This window comes from Paracoccus angustae (assembly GCF_042648745.1).
Taxonomy (GTDB): Bacteria; Pseudomonadota; Alphaproteobacteria; order Rhodobacterales; family Rhodobacteraceae; genus Paracoccus; species Paracoccus angustae.
This window is the reverse complement of the sequence record NZ_JBHRXY010000013.1, coordinates 1-16112: the sequence shown is the minus strand read 5'-3', so window position 1 is coordinate 16112 and position 16112 is coordinate 1. Positions and strand designations below refer to the sequence as shown.

Genomic DNA, 16112 nt, shown 5'->3' with positions numbered 1-16112 from the left:
CATGGAATATTCGCTGTTCACCTCGGAATCCGTGTCCGAGGGCCATCCCGACAAGATCGCCGACCAGATTTCCGACGCGATCCTCGACGCCATTCTGGCCGAGGATCCGCGTGCCCGCGTCGCCTGCGAGACCATGGTCAAGACCGGCGTCGCCATCATCTCGGGCGAGATTTCAACCAATGCCTGGGTCGATCTGGAAAGCATCGTGCGCGGCGTCATCAACGACATCGGCTATACGTCGTCGGACGTGGGCTTCGACGGCGCGACCTGTTCGGTCATCAACATCATCGGCAAGCAGTCGCCCGAGATCAACCAGGGCGTGGACCGCGACAACCTGGAGGATCAGGGCGCGGGCGACCAGGGGCTGATGTTCGGCTATGCCTCGGACGAGACCGACGTGCTGATGCCCGCGCCCATCACCTATGCGCACCGGCTGGTGGAACGCCAGGCGGCGGTCCGCCGCGACGGGACGCTGAAATGGCTGCGCCCGGACGCCAAGTCGCAGGTGACGCTGCGATACGGCGCGGACGGCCGTCCTGAAGGCATCGACGCGGTGGTGCTGTCCACCCAGCACAATCCCGAAATCACGCTGTCCGACCTGCGCGAGGCGGTGATCGAGGAGATCATCAAGCCGGTCCTGCCCGCCGAATGGCTGTCGGACGCGACCAAGTATTTCATCAACCCGACCGGCAAGTTCGTGATCGGCGGACCGGTGGGCGATTGCGGGCTGACGGGCCGCAAGATCATCGTGGACAGCTATGGCGGCATGGCGCGTCACGGCGGCGGGGCCTTTTCGGGCAAGGATCCGTCCAAGGTGGACCGTTCGGCCGCCTATGCGGGCCGCTGGGTCGCCAAGAACATCGTCGCCGCGGGCCTTGCCAGCCGCTGCGAGATCCAGGTGAGCTATGCGATCGGCGAGGCGCAGCCGACCTCGATTTCGCTCAATACCTTCGGGACGGAAACGGTGCCCCATGGCAAGATCGTGGCGGCGGTGCGCGAGGTCTTCGACCTGCGTCCCTTTGCCATCATCCGCGACCTGGATCTGCTGCACCCGATCTATCGGCCCACGGCCAGCTATGGGCATTTCGGGCGTCACCCTTATCAACTGAACCGGGGAACCGCGTTCGGCTGGGAAAAGACCGACCGGGCCGAGGCCCTGAAGGCGGCGTTGAGCTGAAAAAGGAACGGCGGGGGGCGAAACCCCGCCTTTATCCAAGCGACCTTGGGGTGCGGTTTCACCCCGCCATTGCCCCGCCCGCCCCGTAAAGCACCTTGGCCCGCGCCTCGAAGGCGCGGACGATCCGCACCATCGCCTCGTGGAACACGACCCCGATCAGCTTTTGCAGGATCATGTTCTTGAACTCGAAATCCACGAAGAAATCGACATGGCAACCGCCCTCGGGCCGGTCGGTGAAGGTCCAGCCGCTGCGCATGTACTTGAAGGGGCCGTCCAGGTATTCGGTGTCGATCTTCAGCGCGCCGGTTTCCGGGTCGGCAGGCCACAGCACCACCCGGCTGCCGAAGCGTTCGCGGAACACCTTGAAGCTGATCACCAGATCGGCGGCGATCTCCTCGGACCCGTCGGGGCGGGACTGGCGCGACCGGATGCGGGCGGCGCTGTTCCACGGCAGGAACTGCGGATAGCTCTCGATGTCGGCCACCAGGTCGAACATCTGTCGGGCGCTGTAGGGAAGGTCGCGGGAATCCTGATGGTTCGGCAAAACGGTCTCGCAGGGTTCGGTCTTGAAAGGCGACGGGGGCTCTGATCGAGTCGCCCCCGATCTAGCAGGAGGCTGCCCCCATGAACAACCTGAGCTGGCTTCTTCGGGCCTCGAGATGGGCGCGAAACCCGCCAAGCGCGCGCAGCGTCAGGCTGGTGCTGGTGATCGTCGCGGCGGGCCTTGCCATCGCGGCGCTGGAATGGCTGGCGCTTTGGCCCGACTGGGCGACGCTGGAGGAAGGCCGCGCCCCGCGCATCCCGCGCTAGGACCGGCGTCGGCCACGCGCGTCGACGCGCTGCGGTTCCGGGCGGCGCAGCATCGCCGCGCCAAGCCCAATTGTCAGGATCGTGAAGATCGTCAGCATCGGTCTTTTCCTTTCCTTGTGCGGGCCTTACAGCCCCGCCGCCTTGAACGTGTCGCACTGGGCCATGTCGCCCGAATTGAAGCCGCGCATCAGCCATTCCTGACGCTGCGCCGCGCTGCCATGGGTGAAGCTGTCGGGCACGGGGGTCCGTCCCGCATTCGACTGGATCACGTCATCGCCCACGGCCTCGGCCGCGCCCATGGCTTCCTCCAGGTCGCCCGCCTCCAGCGTGCCGAAGCGTTGCTGCGCCTCTCGCGCCCAGATGCCCGCATAGCAATCGGCCTGAAGCTCGGTCAAAACCGAGATCTGGTTGGCGTCCCGTTCGCCCAGCCGGCTGCGCAGGCGGCTCGTCTCGCCCAGGGTGCCGGTCAGGTTCTGGACATGGTGGCCGACCTCGTGCGCGATCACGTAGGCATAGGCGAAGTCGCCCCCTGCCCCCATGCGGCTGGCCATCATGTCGAAGAAGTCGGTATCAAGGTAGACCCGCTGGTCGCCCGGACAATAGAAGGGCCCCATGGCCGCCGAGGCGCCCCCGCAGGCCGATTGCACCACCCCGGTGAACAGCACCAGCTTCGGCTCCACATAGCCGATGCCCGCCTGTTCCGGCAGAACCGGCGCCCAGACCTCCTCGGTGTCGGCCAGCACGACCGAGACGAACTCTCCCCATTGCCGGTCTTCCTCGGTCAGGGGGCGGCTTTGCCCCGGCTGCCCCTGGTCCATGCCTTGCACAAGCGGCGTGATGTCGATGCCGAAGAAGTATCCCACCGCCAGGATCGCCAGCATCCCCACGACGCCCACGCCCCCCGCGCCGGCGGCGCCCATGCCGCGCCGGTCCTCGATGTTGCCGCTGCCGCGCCGTCCACGCCATTGCATGTGCCGTGTTCCTTCCGTTGGCCCGGTGACATGGGCCGTCATGATCAAAACACCGGCCCGTCCCGCGGGTTCCGCGGAACGGCCCCGGGACCGATGATCACAGCGGCGCGACAAAACCGCAAGGCGCTTGACGCGGCCGCCGCGCGGACCGATCCACAAGGCCAATCAAGGACCGAGGGGATCATGGACGGACGACAACTTTCCCTGCTGGCGGGGGCCGGATCGGCGGCGCTGCTGATCGGCGCGCTTGGCTTCCAGGCGGCCGGCTATGCACCCTGCGAACTGTGCATCCTGCAACGCTGGCCCCATGTCGCCGCCGTTGTCGTGGCCCTGCTGGTCTGGCTGACCGGGCGCGTCCGGGGGCTGGCGGTGCTGGGCATGATCGCCGCGGGCGTCGCCATGGGGCTGGCGATCTATCACACGGGCGTCGAATGGAAGCTGTGGGCCGGGCCCACGCATTGCTCGGGCACGGTGGGCAATCTCGCCACCATGTCCCCGCAAGAGCTGATGACCCGCCTGCAATCCGCCCCCGTCGTGCGCTGCGACGAGGTCGCGTGGCGGTTCCTGGGCCTCTCGATGGCCGCGTGGAACGCGGTGTTCTCGGCCGGGCTGGCGGCGGTCTGGGGGGTCGCGGCCCGGCGGGCCTAGGCCGGGATCCGCCCCGCCGTTTCGTGGCACAAAGGTGGGGTGAAACCCCGCCCCACGCGTCGCCGAACATTGCCCTTAACCACCATGTCGCCTATATGTAACCCAACAAGATGTTGAGGAAATCCCGTGGCCGACACCCCCGACGACGACCTGCCCGAGACCCCCGAGGCGGGCGATGAAAACGGCGCTGCCGCGCGCCAGGTGATGCCCCATGACGGCCCGGTGATCGACATCAGCGCCGAGATGCGGACCTCGTATCTGGACTATGCCATGTCGGTGATCGTCAGCCGGGCCATCCCCGACCTGCGCGACGGCCTGAAGCCGGTGCATCGGCGCATCCTTTACGCGATGGACGAATCCGGCAACACGCCCGACAAGGCTTATCGCAAGTCGGCGCGGCCGGTGGGCGACGTGATGGGTAAGTATCACCCCCACGGCGACGCCGCCATCTACGACGCGCTGGTCCGCATGGCGCAGGACTTTTCGATGTCGCTGCCGCTGCTGGACGGCCAGGGCAACTTCGGCTCCATGGACGGCGATCCCCCCGCCGCCATGCGCTATACCGAGGTTCGCATGGACAAGCCCGCCAACTTCCTGCTGATGGACATCGACAAGGACACGGTCGATTTCCAGGACAACTACGACGGCAAGGACCGCGAGCCGACCGTTCTGCCCGCGCGCTTTCCGAACATGCTGGTCAACGGCGCGGGCGGCATCGCGGTGGGCATGGCGACCAACATCCCGCCCCACAACTTGGGCGAGGTGATCGACGCCACCCTGGCGCTGATCGAGAACCCCGACCTGCCGACCGAGCGCCTGCTGGAGATCATCCCCGGTCCCGACTTTCCGACCGGCGCGCTGATCCTGGGCAGGTCCGGGGCGCGCAAGGCCTATCTGGAAGGGCGCGGCAGCGTGATCATCCGCGCCAAGACCCATATCGAGGAACTGCGCAAGGACCGCTGGGCCATCGTCGTGGACGAGGTGCCCTATCAGGTGAACAAGGCCAGCCTGATCGAGCGCATCGCGGAGCTTGCCAAGGAAAAGCGGGTCGAAGGCATCGCCTCGGTGCAGGACGAATCCGACCGGCAGGGCGTCCGCGTGGTGGTGGAACTGAAACGCGACGCCACGCCCGACGTGGTGCTGAACCAGCTGTTCCGCTTCACCGCGTTGCAGACCAGCTTCGGCTGCAACATGCTGGCCCTGAACGGCGGCCGGCCCGAACAGCTGACCCTGCGCGACTTTCTGACCCATTTCATCGGCTTCCGCGAGGAGGTGGTCGCCCGCCGCACCGCCTACGAACTCCGCAAGGCCCGCGAACGCAGCCATGTGCTGTGCGGCCTGGCCGTGGCGGTCAGCAACGTCGATGAGGTCGTGGCGACGATCCGGTCCTCCGCCGACGCCGCCGAGGCGCGCGAACGCCTGATGGAGCGCCGCTGGCCCGCGCACGACATCCTGGAATACCTGCGCCTGATCGACGATCCGCTGCATCCGGTGAACGACGACGGCACCTACAACCTGTCGGAAACCCAGGCCCGCGCCATCCTGGACCTGCGCCTGCAACGCCTGACCCAGATTGGCGTGCAGGAAGTCACCGACGAACTGGGCCAGTTGGCCGATGCGATCCGCGACTATCTGGCGATCCTGGGGTCGCGCGAACGCGTCATGGGCATCATCAGCGACGAGTTGCGCGAGGTGCGCGGCCTGTTCGCCGTCCCCCGCCGGACCGAGATCACCGACTGGTCCGGCGACATGGAGGACGAAGACCTCATCGAGCGCGAGGACATGGTGGTCACCATCACCTCGGGCGGGTACATCAAGCGCACGGCCCTGGCCGAATTCCGCAGCCAGCGTCGCGGCGGCAAGGGCCTGGCCAGCATGGCCACCAAGGAAGACGACGTGGTGACGACCCTGTTCGTCGCCAACACGCATACCGAACTGCTGTTCTTCACCACCGACGGCATGGTCTATCGTCTCAAGACCTGGCGCCTGCCGCTGGGCGGGCGCACCGCCAAGGGCAAGGCCATCGTCAACATCCTGCCGATCGAGCCCGGCGTATCCATCGCGGCCCTGATGCCGGTCGATGCGCCCGAATCGGAATGGGACCGCTATCAGGCGGTCTTCGCGACCTCGGACGGGGATGTGCGGCGCAACGCGCTGTCGGACTTCACCAACGTCAAGTCGAACGGCAAGATCGCCATGAAGCTGCCCGAGGGCGTGGAACTGGTCGGCGTGCGCATGGCGACCGAGGCCGACGACGTGATGCTGGTCACGAAATCGGGCCGGGCGATCCGCTTTCCTACGACCGACGTGCGCGTCTTCAAGGGCCGCGATTCCACCGGCGTCAGGGGCATCCGCCTGACCAATGGCGACCGCGTGGTCAGCATGTCCGTGATCCGCCACTTCGAGGCCGACCCGGCCGAGCGCGCCGCCTATCTGAAGATGCGCCGCGCGGTGGCAGGCGCCCTGGACGACGGGGCCGAGGCCGACGAGGACGAGGAAGCCGTGGCCGAGGCCGCGATCACCCCCGAACGCTATGCCCAGATGTCGGCGGCCGAGGATCTGATCCTGACCATCACCGCGAACGGGGCGGGCAAGATCAGTTCCAGCCACGATTATCCGGTGCGCGGACGCGGCGGCCAAGGCGTGATGGCGATGGACAAGGCCATGCGCGGCGGCGCGCTGGTCGCCAGCTTCCCGGTCGATATGGACGACCAGATCATGCTGGCGACATCCACCGGGCAGTCGATCCGGGTGCCGGTGGACGGCATCAGCTTCCGCTCGCGCAGCGCGGGCGGCGTCAGGGTCTTCAGCACGGCGCCCGGCGAGGAGGTCGTTTCGGTCGCGCGGATCGCCGAACAGGGCGACGGCGAGGAAACCGCCGAGGAGTGATCGAACCGGGGCCCGGCAATGACCGGGCCCGTTCTTGACGAGGGACAGCGTGACTCCATCCAGCGACGATGTGCTGCGGCAAAGGCTCCAGACCGGATTTCTGGGCATCATCGCCTTTTCGCTGATCCTGTTTCTGCTGTTTCAGGCGCGGTTCGTGCTGATCTGCCTGGCGATCGCGGTGATCCTGTTCTCGCTGACCTCGGATGCGATCCAGGCGATCTCGACGCGGCTCAAGGTGCCGAACTGGCTGGCGACGACGCTGGCGCTGATCGGCATCACGCTGGGGCTGATCTGGCTTTCCACCACGATCATGTCCCAGGTGAACGTCGTTATCGGCCGCGCCATCGCCTATGCCGAATCGGTGCAGGTCGCGCTGTCCGCCTTGATCGAGCGGTTCGGCCCCGAGGCCGAAACCCGGCTGGTGGCCGCCATGGCCGAGTTCAACATCACCGGCTGGCTGCGCTCGCTGGCGGGACAGGCGTCCGGGCTGTTGTCGGGCAGCCTGCTGGTGATCCTGTTCGTGGGCTTCATGTTCGCCGAACGAACCTGGCTGCCGGTCAAGGTCGAACGCCTGACCGGCGATCCGGCGCAAGCCGCGCGGATCGGGCTGATCATGTCGTCGATCATGCGGCGGGTGAACCGCTATCTGGTGGTCAAGACGTTCGTCAGCGCGCTGACGGGCGCGGCGGTCTGGCTGATCTTCGCCCTGGCCCGGCTGGAACTGGCGGGCGCGGTCGCCTGGCTGACATTCGTTTTGAACTTCATCCCCAACGTCGGCTCGGTCATCGCCTGGGCCATCACCGTGGCGCTGGCCTTCGTTCTGACGGGCGATCCGACCACGACCATCGTTGTCGGCGCCGCCTGCCTGATCGCGCATTTCGTGCTGGGCAACATCCTGGATCCGATGCTGACCGGCCAGACGCTGCAACTGTCCTCGTTCGGCATTATCCTGTCGCTGGCCTTCTGGGGCGCGATCTGGGGGATCGCCGGAGCCTTTCTGGCCGTGCCGATCATGGTGGCGGTGATGATCGTCTGCTGGCACATCCCCTGGCTGCGCCCCGTCGCGATCCTTCTGTCGCGCGAAGGGCTGGCCGATGCGGACACGGCCAGCCGCTGACCCTTATCTGCCGTCGTCGGGCAGTTCCCGCTGCTGCGCCCGCGCAGGGGCTTGCGCGGCAGCCTGCGCGGCGGGCGGGGGAACGTCGTCCCCCTTGTCCGCGCCGGCATCCGGCAGATCCTGGCCGCCGCGCCAGATGTCGCGGGTGGTGAAGGGCATCCCGATGCCCTCGCGGATGAACCGCTCGACGATCTGGTGATACACTTCCGAGGTGACGGACAGGCCCGACCCCACATCGGAGATCACCGCCCGGATCTCGAAGTTCAGCGCATCCACGGTGATGCTGCGGAACAGGACCGCGGGCGCGGGGTCGATGGTGACCAGCGGCTGATCCTCGATGATTTCGGTCAGGATGCGGGTCACCTTGCGGGTATCGCTGCCATAGCTGACGCCGATGGGGATGATGATCCGGCCGGTCTTGCTTTGCCGGGTCCAGTTGGTGACCGGCTGGCTGATCAGGTCGCTGTTGGGAACGATCACCTGCTGCTTGTCGAAGGTCTCGACCTGGGTGGAGCGGACCGAGATGCGCTTGACGATGCCCTGCTGGCCGCCCGCGCTGATCCAGTCGCCCACGCTGACCGGTCGTTCGATCAGCAGGATGATGCCCGACACGAAGTTCGACACGATGTTCTGCAAGCCGAAACCGATGCCCACCGACAAGGCGCCCGCGACGATCGCGAAGGACGACAGATCGATCCCCGCCGAGGTGATCGCCAGCATCGCCGCAACGACGATCCCCACATAGCCGATGCCGGACACCACCGCGTTCTGCCCGCCCGCGTCCAGCTTGGTCTTGGGCAGGACCGAGGTGCGCAGCGCCCCCTGGACGGCGCGCGTGATCGAATAGCCGATGGCGAAGACCACGATGAACATCAGCACCGCGCCGGGCGACAGCCGCACCCCGCCCAGGGTCGCGCCCTGGCGGAAGCGCACCCAGTATTCGGCCAGCTCGTTGACCGAGGCGCCCCAGATCAGCATGAAGACCGGCACCGACAGCACGATCAGCGCGAAACCGATCAGCAGCGGCGCCAGCCCTTCCCGCGCGCCCTCCTGCCCGCGCTTGAGCATGTTGAACACGTCGGCGATGAAGTCCTGGAGCAGCACCAGAAGGCCGATCAGCGCCAGCGATTGCAGCCAGGGCCAGGTCGCCAGGTTGCCAAGGTTGACAAAGCCCAGGGCCGTCAGGGCCACGGCCAGGATGCTGACGATGCGGGTCAGCCTGCCCGCCCAGGCCAGAACGCGGTGGCGATAGGACGCGCCGCTTCGGTCCGACCAGGGCTTCAGGCGGCGCAGGACGTTGCCCAGCTTGAACATCAGGGCCGCCGCGACCGCGATCAGCACGAAGTTGTAAACGACCGCCGCGCCTTCCGCGAAGTTCAGCGGGATGCGTTGCAGGTTGCTGCTGCGCTCGACCAGGCCGGACAGCGGCAGAAAAGCCTGCGAGGCGACGTAATGGACGGCGAAAACGGCGCCCAGGGTGTTCGTCAGCCAGCGCGCCTGCTGCCGGCTCCGAGGGCCCATGTTCACCGTGTCGTAGTTGATCGCCTGGCCGGGAAAAAGCTGGCTCGCCAGCCAGGCGCTGCCGAACAGGATCACGCCCGCGCCCGGCAGGGCTTCCAGAAAGGGGCGCGTCCAAGGGCCGAACACGCCCGTCGCCGTCAAGGCGCTGATCAGCAGATAGATCCCGATCATCGGCAGAACGATCTGCAACAGCGACACCACGAACGTGACCGCCGCGCGGGAATAGTCGCTGGTGCGCGCCGAGATCCGCCGCGGCAGGGTTTCGACCCAGTGCCGGCCGAGGGTCAGCAGCAAGAGCGCCGCAACCAGATAGCCCAGCACATGCGGCAGCCTGGGCTTCAGTTCGGGCCAGGTCGCGCGTTCGGAAATGCGCTGGCCGGTGTTCTCGATGATGCCCTCTGCCAGCCGCCGGGTTTCCGAAGCGGCGGCGATCCAGTTCCCGGGCAGCAGCGGCGAGGTCGATTGCTGCGCCATCTGGCTGGCCGCGCGCCGGGCCAGACTGTCGTCGATCTGCCGGACGATGGCGTCGGCGCGGCTGAAGGCCTCGACGGCGGTCAGGCGCGGGGCCTGCGCCTCGGACAGCTGCCTTTGCAGATCGGCCCGGCGCGCCGCGACATCCTCGGCCTCGGTCGCGCCGTCGGCGGGGGCCGGGCCCAGGGCCGCGATCTGCGCTTCCAGCGTGGCGATCCGTTCGCCGTTGACGCCCTGGGCTTCCTCGAACCGGGAACGCCATTCCACGACATCGGCGCGGATCGATTCAAGCTGGGCCGGCGCGGTATCGCCGTCCTGGGCCAGCTGTTCGGCCTGCGTGGCGACCCGTTCCCAGCGGCCATAGTCCGGCAGCGCCGGTTCCTGCGCCCAGGCGGGCGACATGACAAGAACGAGGACTGTCAGCACGACAGCCATGAACGCGCGGATCATGGGGTTCAGCCTTCGTAAACTTCGGGAATGTCGGGGGCGTCGCGCGTCAGCCAGCCCGGCACGGGCAGGCCCTTGGCGCGCAGGAAGTCGGGGTTGAACAGCTTGGTCTGGTAGCGGTTGCCATAGTCGCACAGGACCGTGACGATGGTGTGGCCCGGCCCCATGTCGCGCGCCATGCGGATCGCGCCCGCGACATTCACGCCCGACGACCCGCCCAGGCACAGCCCTTCGCGTTCGAGCAGGTCGAACACCACCGGCAGCGCCTCGTTGTCGGGGATGCGATAGCTGAAATCGGGGCTGAAGCCGTCCAGGTTGGCGGTGATTCGCCCCTGCCCGATGCCTTCGGTGATGGAACTGCCGGGCGCGTCGAATTCGCCAGTGGTGTAAAAGGAATGCAGCGCCGCCCCTTCGGGATCGGCCAGCCCCATCTTGACGCCCTTGTGCTGCAACGCCATGGCGACGCCCGCCAGCGTGCCGCCCGATCCCACCGCGCAGACAAAGCCGTCCACCTTGCCGCCGGTCTGTTCCCAGATCTCGGGGCCGGTGGTTTCCTCGTGCGCCCGGCGGTTCGCCACGTTGTCGAACTGGTTGGCCCAGATCGCCCCGTTGGGTTCCGTGCGGGCCAGTTCGGCGGCGAGACGGCCCGAATAGCGCACATAGTTGTTGGGATTCTTGTAGGGGGCGGCCGGCACCTCGACCAGATGGGCGCCCGCCAGGCGCAGCATGTCCTTCTTTTCCTGGCTTTGCGTCTCGGGGATGACGATCACCGACTTGAAGCCCATAGATGCGCCGACCAGCGCCAGCCCGATCCCGGTGTTGCCGGCCGTGCCTTCGACAATGGTGCCGCCCGGGCGCAGTTCGCCCCGCGCCACGGCATCGCGGATGATGTACAGCGCCGCGCGGTCCTTGACCGACTGGCCAGGGTTCATGAACTCGGCCTTGCCCAGGATCTCGCAGCCCGTCGCCTCGCTGGCCTGGCGCAGGCGGATCAGGGGCGTGTTGCCGATCATGTCGGCCAGGTCGGGGCAAATTCGCATGGTCAAGCAACCTATCCGTCGGGGTCCAGTTCCGCGATACCTACACACGGCTCCGTCAGAGGCACAACCCCACCCTCTGGTTCAGCCCAGTCCCAATTCCGTGCGAAGGACGCCCTGGCGCATGTCCAGCCACAGCGCAAGCATGGCCAAGGGGCCGTTCGTCACCTGCCCCGTCATCGCCATGCGGGTCAGTTCCGCGCGGGGCACCAGGTGGCCGCGGATGTCCTCGGCCTCGCTTTCCAACCCGTGCACCCCTTCGATCCCGTCCGGCAGATCGGCGATGCCGACATAAAGATACAGGTATTCGCCCAGCACGCCCGGACTGGGATAATGGTGCATGGCCGGAAACAGCCGGGCAAGGGTCAGGTTCGCCTCCTCCCGCGCCTCGCGGCGGGCGGCGTCCTCGACCGTTTCGCCCGCATCGACGCGGCCCGCCACGGTTTCCAGCAGCCAGGGCTGCGGATCGCGGCGCAGCAGGGGCGCCATGCGGAACTGTTCGATCAGCAGCACCCGGTCGCGCAGGGGATCCCAGGGCAGCACGACCACCGCGTCGCCCAGGATCAACGCCTCTCGCCGCAGCACGGGCGTCATGCCGCCTGCATGGGTGCGATGGCGCAAATGGCTGACCTGGACCGAGAGAAAGCCGGAAAAGGGCTCGTCCCGGCGCAGGATCTCGACATCCTCCGGCCCGCGACGCCCGACCAGATCGCCGCCCGAGGGCGGGGTTTGCGCGCCTCGCAGTTCCGATGCCGCCCAGATCCCGATGGCGGGAAGACGCCCGGCGATCTCGTCGGCGGGCCGGTCGGCAGGCAGCGCCAGGACATGGCGGGCGATCGCCGCGGCCAGATCAGCCTGCGGCGCGCCCTCGGCCCCGCCCGCGCCAAGCCCCAGGATCGGGCCGTCCGGGCGATCCTGGGGCGCAAGGCCCATCACGGCGGCATAGCGGTCCAGCGCGGCGTTGGGCCTGACGCGGACCGCGGGCACGGTTCCCTGCCCCGCCGTCAGCCTGGGCCAGCCGTCCCGGCCGATCCCCGCCCGTCCGCCGCCTTCCAGGCGGCCCGCCAGCGTCACGGGCCTGCCCGTCAGCCCGAACACCGCCAGCATCCGGGCGTCCGCCAGAAGACCCGCCAGCACAAGCTCACCCGTCACGGCCAACGCTCCCGGATCCCGGTCGCCGCGAAGACGGCACGGGCGGGTCGAAGGCCCGGATCGGCGGCAGGGCCGCGTCGAAACGTTCGACCTCGATGGTGGTCAGCTGGCCCGTGCATCCCTGCGCGAGGGCCGAGCTGCCGATGTCGCGCGTCAGCACATTGGGGTTGCCATGCACGCAAAGCGGCTTTTCCCCGGCCGGGTCGGCGGGATCGTACCATGCCCCCGTGGCCAGCTGAACGACGCCGGGACGCACCCCATCCGTCAGGGTCGCGCCCGCAAGGCAGGCGCCGCGGTCATTGAACAGCCGGATGATGTCGCCTTCGGAAATGCCGCGCGGGGCCGCGTCGGCCGGGTTCATCGCCGCCACCTCTCGGCCCCGGTGCTTGGAGGCGAGGCTGTGCCCCCCGAAGTCCAGCTGGCTGTGCAGGCGCGTGCGGGGCTGGTTCGCGACCAGAACCAGCGGCGCGGCGTCGTCGGTGGCATAGGGCTGGCCCAGCCAGGCGGGGTGGCCGGGGCAGTCCGGCTCGCCAAAGCCCGCGATGGTGTCGGACCAGATTTGCAGCCTGCCGGTGGGGGTGGGCAGCGGATTGGCCGCGGGATCGTCGCGGAAGGCGCGCAGATAGCCGCCGTCGTCCGGCTGCTGCGGCATCAGGATCCCTTCGCTGGCCCAGAACTCGGCAAAAGAGGGCGCGGACATCCCCTTTGCCGCAAGCCCCGCCCGGGTGGGTTCATAAAGATGTTCCAGCCACTGGCGCACGCTGCGCCCTTCGGTGAAGGCCTCGCGGGCGCCCAGCCGCTGGGCCAGGTCGGCAAAGATCGCGTGGTCGTCGCGCGCCTCGCCATGAGGCGGGACGACCGGGTGCATGGGCACCAGCAGCGGGTCGTTCGAAGCGGCGCCGATATCCTCGCGCTCAAGGGTCATCGTGCAGGGCAGCACGACATCGGCATGGCGCGCGGTCGCGGTCCAGGCAAGCTCGTGGACGACCAGCGTGTCCAGCCGGGCGAAGGCCCGGCGCAGGCGGTTCAGATCCTGGTGGTGGTGGAACGGATTGCCCCCCGCCCAGTAGACCAGCCTGACATGGGGATAGGTCCGGGTTTCGCCGTTGAAGCGGTAAGGCGCCCCGGGAGACAGCAGCATGTCCGCGATCCGGGCGACCGGGATAAAGTCGCTGACGCCGTTGCGCCCCTGCGGAAAGGCCGGGATCGGCACGGCGTTGCAGCGCCGGCCGTAGCTGGCGATGGCCCCCAGGCCATAGCCATAGCCGCACCCCGGCAGCCCGATCTGGCCCAGGGCGGCGGCCAGCACCATGCCCATCCAGACCGGCTGCTCGCCATGGCGGGCGCGTTGCAGCGAATGGGACACGACGATCAGCGCCCGCCTGCCGTGCAGGCGCCGGGCAAGGCCCACGATGTTGCGGGCGGCGATGCCCGTGATCCCCGCCGCCCATTCGGCGCTTTTGGGCTGGCCGTCGGCGCCGCCCAGAAGATAGCGTTCGAAAACGGGCCAGCCGTGGGTGTGGCTGTCCAGGAAAGCGCGGTCGTGCAGCCCCTCGACGACAAGCGTGTGGACCAGCGCCAGCATCAGGGCGGTGTCGCTGCCGGGAATGCAGGACAGCCATTCGGCCCCGGCCTCGTCGGGCAGGTCGGACCGCAGCGGGCCGACCAGCACGAAGCGGCAGCCCCGTTCGGCCGCGCGCCGCATGGCGCCCCTTTCGACATGCCGGCTGACGCTTCCGCCCGCCACCATCGCGTTCTTCAAGGCCATGCCGCCGAAGGCCAGCACGATCTCGCTGTGCGCGGCGATCTGGTCCCAGGAAACGTTGCGGCTGGTCAGCCCCTCGTGATCGCCGACGACATGCGGGATCAGGATCTGCGAGGCCCCCGCCGAATAGCTGCCGACCGACCGGACATAGCCGCCGCAGGCCGTGTTCAGAAAGCGGTGGATCTGGCTTTGGGCGTGGTGGAACCGCCCGGCGCTGGCCCAGCCGTAGGATCCCCCGAAGATCGCCTGCGCCCCGAAGCCGTCGCGGATGCGCGCCAGTTCCGCGCCCAGCAGATCCAGCGCCTTGTCCCAGGAAACCGGAACGAAGTCGTCGCACCCCCGCCGGTCGTCCGGGCCGGGCCCGTTTTCCAGCCAGCCCTTGCGGATCATCGGCCGGGCGATGCGCGCCGGATGGCGCAAGGCGCCGGGAAAGTTCCACAGGATGCCGTTCGGATCGGGATCGCCCGGGAAAGGCCGCAGTTCGAGGTCTCCGCCGCGCATCCGCGCGGAAAACACCCCCCAATGCGAGGTATGCGGGCTGAACGCCGCCTCGGCTTCCGTGGACCGGTCGGTTGGCTTTTCCTCAGACATGCCGGAGCCTTTCCGTCCCGGAGCCTGCCGTCAAGGGCCGCAAGGGATTTCCCCACCGATCCGGGCCGCTCGGCCGCATCGCGGCCTGCGGGCGATGAGACCTTTCCGGCGGCTTTGCCTTGCCGCGGCAACGGCGCCCTTCACGGCGTCACCGCGCTGCCCGATCGGGCGGTGTCGTTGTCCGTCGCGGCCAGCCGAACCGCGGGCCCGGCTCTGCGGAAGGCGGTCTTACACCGCCCTCGCGTCCCGCCTTTCCTCGCCGGTTCGGACCGCCGGATCGTTGGCTTTCGCTGCTGCCTTTCAGTGCCTGAACCGGGGCGCCAGATACAGGATCCTGCGCTGGCTCCCTTCCGCCGCGGCTGCCGTGCCGTCGGCGTCCTGCGGCAGGGGCCGTTCCTCGATCTGCGGGCTGCTTGCGTGCAGGACATCCAGCATGTCGGGAAAGCCGCTGGCCACGTCCGGCATGCCCGCGATCGCATAGGCGGTCTGCCCCAGGCCGGCATAGTGGACGACGCTGCCCCCTTGTCGCGTCAGCCGCGCCGCGAAGAAGGCGCACGAGATCAGGCATTCGTCGCCGATCTGCCGCGATTCGCCCACACGGGCGCCGCGTTGGGCGGCATCCATCAGCCGAACCGTCAGCCGGTCGGGCGCAAGGGGACGGTGCATGTAGCGCGCCAGGGTCGTGGCCAGGTGAAACTCGAGATCGGCGGACAGCATGACCTGGCTTTCGCGCATCCCCTCCACCACCAGATCCCGGGCCGCAGAGAGATAGGTGTCCATCATGAAAACCTCGGCATCGATATGACAGAAGCGTTCAACGCCATGCTGAAATTGTGCCGCAGCCTCGGCGCAGGTCAAGTCCCCTCATCGGCCGGACCGGTCTGGAATCACAAGATATTGTGCGGCATTTTCACCATATTGGCAGCCGGCGCGTTTGAGTGCCAACATTTTTCCGGCGGCCTCTTGACATCGCCCGGCCATGCGCCACTTCATGTCGCGCGCGGCGCCGCACGGGTCGCGCGGGCCCCGCTCCGGTCTCCGGGCCGGTGCGGAGGAACCTCTCATCTGTTTGTCCACAAGGAGAACGACATGACGTTCCGTCCACTCCATGACCGTATTCTGGTCCGCCGCATCGAAGCCGAGGAAAAAACGGCGGGCGGGCTGATCATTCCCGACAGCGCCAAGGAAAAGCCCCAGGAAGGCGAGGTTCTTGCCGCCGGTCCCGGGCTGCGCAGCGAAAGCGGCGCCCTGACCCCGCTGGACGTGAAGGTCGGCGACCGCATCCTGTTCGGCAAATGGTCCGGCACCGAGATCCGCCTGAACGGCGAGGATCTGCTGATCATGAAGGAAAGCGACGTGATGGGCGTGATCGAGGCCCCCGCCGTGGCGCAAAAGGCCGCCTGATCGCGACACCGGATGCCCAGATAAGGAGTAAGCCCAATGGCTGCGAAAGAAGTCAAGTTCAACACGGATGCCCGCGACCGGATGCTTCGGGGTGTCAACATTCTGGCCGATG

At 67.9% G+C, this 16112-nt stretch carries 13 protein-coding genes; 6 read left to right on the top strand and 7 right to left on the bottom strand.

Going from position 1 to position 16112, the window contains the following annotated elements; all coding sequences use genetic code 11:
* The first annotated feature begins 1 nt into the window (after position 1).
* Positions 2 to 1177 carry a methionine adenosyltransferase gene (metK, locus tag ACFOM8_RS14415; RefSeq protein WP_377762497.1) on the top strand — a complete coding sequence of 392 codons (1176 nt, stop codon included), beginning with the start codon at positions 2 to 4 and terminating at the stop codon, positions 1175 to 1177.
* A 58-nt stretch (positions 1178 to 1235) separates the two neighbouring features.
* Here the strand turns inward: metK and ACFOM8_RS14410 are convergent, their stop codons facing one another.
* Positions 1236 to 1721 carry a type II toxin-antitoxin system RatA family toxin gene (locus tag ACFOM8_RS14410; protein ID WP_377762495.1) on the bottom strand — a complete coding sequence of 162 codons (486 nt, stop codon included), beginning with the start codon at positions 1719 to 1721 and terminating at the stop codon, positions 1236 to 1238.
* 80 nt (positions 1722 to 1801) lie between these two features.
* Here ACFOM8_RS14410 and ACFOM8_RS14405 point away from each other — a divergent pair, with 80 nt between their 5' ends.
* Positions 1802 to 1987 carry a hypothetical protein gene (locus tag ACFOM8_RS14405; RefSeq protein ID WP_377762493.1) on the top strand — a complete coding sequence of 62 codons (186 nt, stop codon included), beginning with the start codon at positions 1802 to 1804 and terminating at the stop codon, positions 1985 to 1987.
* A 125-nt stretch (positions 1988 to 2112) separates the two neighbouring features.
* Here the strand turns inward: ACFOM8_RS14405 and ypfJ are convergent, their stop codons facing one another.
* Positions 2113 to 2958 (bottom strand): KPN_02809 family neutral zinc metallopeptidase, encoded by an 846-nt coding sequence (gene ypfJ / locus ACFOM8_RS14400; RefSeq protein WP_377762491.1) that lies wholly within the window; start codon positions 2956 to 2958, stop codon positions 2113 to 2115.
* A 183-nt stretch (positions 2959 to 3141) separates the two neighbouring features.
* Between ypfJ and ACFOM8_RS14395 the strand changes: the two genes are divergently transcribed.
* The 3 genes from ACFOM8_RS14395 to ACFOM8_RS14385 all read left to right on the top strand — a co-directional run bounded on the left by ACFOM8_RS14395 (position 3142) and on the right by ACFOM8_RS14385 (position 7612).
* On the top strand, positions 3142 to 3606 hold the full coding sequence (locus ACFOM8_RS14395; protein ID WP_377762489.1) for a disulfide bond formation protein B: 465 nt from the start codon (positions 3142 to 3144) through the stop codon (positions 3604 to 3606).
* A gap of 204 nt (positions 3607 to 3810) precedes the next feature.
* Positions 3811 to 6495 carry a DNA gyrase subunit A gene (gene gyrA, locus ACFOM8_RS14390; RefSeq protein ID WP_377762633.1) on the top strand — a complete coding sequence of 895 codons (2685 nt, stop codon included), beginning with the start codon at positions 3811 to 3813 and terminating at the stop codon, positions 6493 to 6495.
* Positions 6496 to 6544: 49 nt separating this feature from the next.
* Positions 6545 to 7612, top strand: a complete 1068-nt coding sequence (locus ACFOM8_RS14385; RefSeq protein WP_377762487.1) for an AI-2E family transporter — start codon at positions 6545 to 6547, stop codon at positions 7610 to 7612.
* 3 nt (positions 7613 to 7615) lie between these two features.
* Here ACFOM8_RS14385 and ACFOM8_RS14380 read toward each other — a convergent pair whose 3' ends face one another.
* The 5 genes from ACFOM8_RS14380 to ACFOM8_RS14360 form a co-directional block, all read right to left on the bottom strand.
* On the bottom strand, positions 7616 to 10054 hold the full coding sequence (locus ACFOM8_RS14380; protein ID WP_377762485.1) for a DUF3772 domain-containing protein: 2439 nt from the start codon (positions 10052 to 10054) through the stop codon (positions 7616 to 7618).
* Between the two features lie 5 nt (positions 10055 to 10059).
* Positions 10060 to 11091: a cysteine synthase A gene (locus tag ACFOM8_RS14375; protein ID WP_377762631.1), complete on the bottom strand. Its 1032-nt coding sequence runs from the start codon at positions 11089 to 11091 to the stop codon at positions 10060 to 10062.
* A gap of 81 nt (positions 11092 to 11172) precedes the next feature.
* The gene (locus tag ACFOM8_RS14370; protein ID WP_377762484.1) at positions 11173 to 12240 is read right to left on the bottom strand and encodes an NUDIX domain-containing protein; all 1068 of its coding nucleotides are present in this window, start codon (positions 12238 to 12240) and stop codon (positions 11173 to 11175) included.
* On the bottom strand, positions 12230 to 14596 hold the full coding sequence (locus ACFOM8_RS14365; RefSeq protein ID WP_377762481.1) for a molybdopterin guanine dinucleotide-containing S/N-oxide reductase: 2367 nt from the start codon (positions 14594 to 14596) through the stop codon (positions 12230 to 12232). The genes ACFOM8_RS14370 and ACFOM8_RS14365 overlap by 11 nt, the downstream gene beginning before the upstream one ends.
* Before the next feature lie 300 nt (positions 14597 to 14896).
* Positions 14897 to 15379 carry a hypothetical protein gene (locus ACFOM8_RS14360; RefSeq protein ID WP_377762479.1) on the bottom strand — a complete coding sequence of 161 codons (483 nt, stop codon included), beginning with the start codon at positions 15377 to 15379 and terminating at the stop codon, positions 14897 to 14899.
* Between the two features lie 306 nt (positions 15380 to 15685).
* Between ACFOM8_RS14360 and ACFOM8_RS14355 the strand changes: the two genes are divergently transcribed.
* Positions 15686 to 16000 carry a co-chaperone GroES gene (locus ACFOM8_RS14355; RefSeq protein WP_377762477.1) on the top strand — a complete coding sequence of 105 codons (315 nt, stop codon included), beginning with the start codon at positions 15686 to 15688 and terminating at the stop codon, positions 15998 to 16000.
* Positions 16001 to 16112: the final 112 nt, after the last annotated feature.

Coding starts and splice junctions, on each gene's coding strand:
- ACFOM8_RS14375 (WP_377762631.1), bottom strand. CDS start 11,091: ATGCGAATTTGCCCCGACCTGGCCGACATGATCGGCAACACGCCCCTG.
- ACFOM8_RS14355 (WP_377762477.1), top strand. CDS start 15,686: ATGACGTTCCGTCCACTCCATGACCGTATTCTGGTCCGCCGCATCGAA.
- ACFOM8_RS14395 (WP_377762489.1), top strand. CDS start 3,142: ATGGACGGACGACAACTTTCCCTGCTGGCGGGGGCCGGATCGGCGGCG.
- ACFOM8_RS14365 (WP_377762481.1), bottom strand. CDS start 14,596: ATGTCTGAGGAAAAGCCAACCGACCGGTCCACGGAAGCCGAGGCGGCG.
- ACFOM8_RS14360 (WP_377762479.1), bottom strand. CDS start 15,379: ATGATGGACACCTATCTCTCTGCGGCCCGGGATCTGGTGGTGGAGGGG.
- ACFOM8_RS14380 (WP_377762485.1), bottom strand. CDS start 10,054: ATGATCCGCGCGTTCATGGCTGTCGTGCTGACAGTCCTCGTTCTTGTC.
- ypfJ (WP_377762491.1), bottom strand. CDS start 2,958: ATGCAATGGCGTGGACGGCGCGGCAGCGGCAACATCGAGGACCGGCGC.
- metK (WP_377762497.1), top strand. CDS start 2: ATGGAATATTCGCTGTTCACCTCGGAATCCGTGTCCGAGGGCCATCCC.
- ACFOM8_RS14405 (WP_377762493.1), top strand. CDS start 1,802: ATGAACAACCTGAGCTGGCTTCTTCGGGCCTCGAGATGGGCGCGAAAC.
- gyrA (WP_377762633.1), top strand. CDS start 3,811: ATGCCCCATGACGGCCCGGTGATCGACATCAGCGCCGAGATGCGGACC.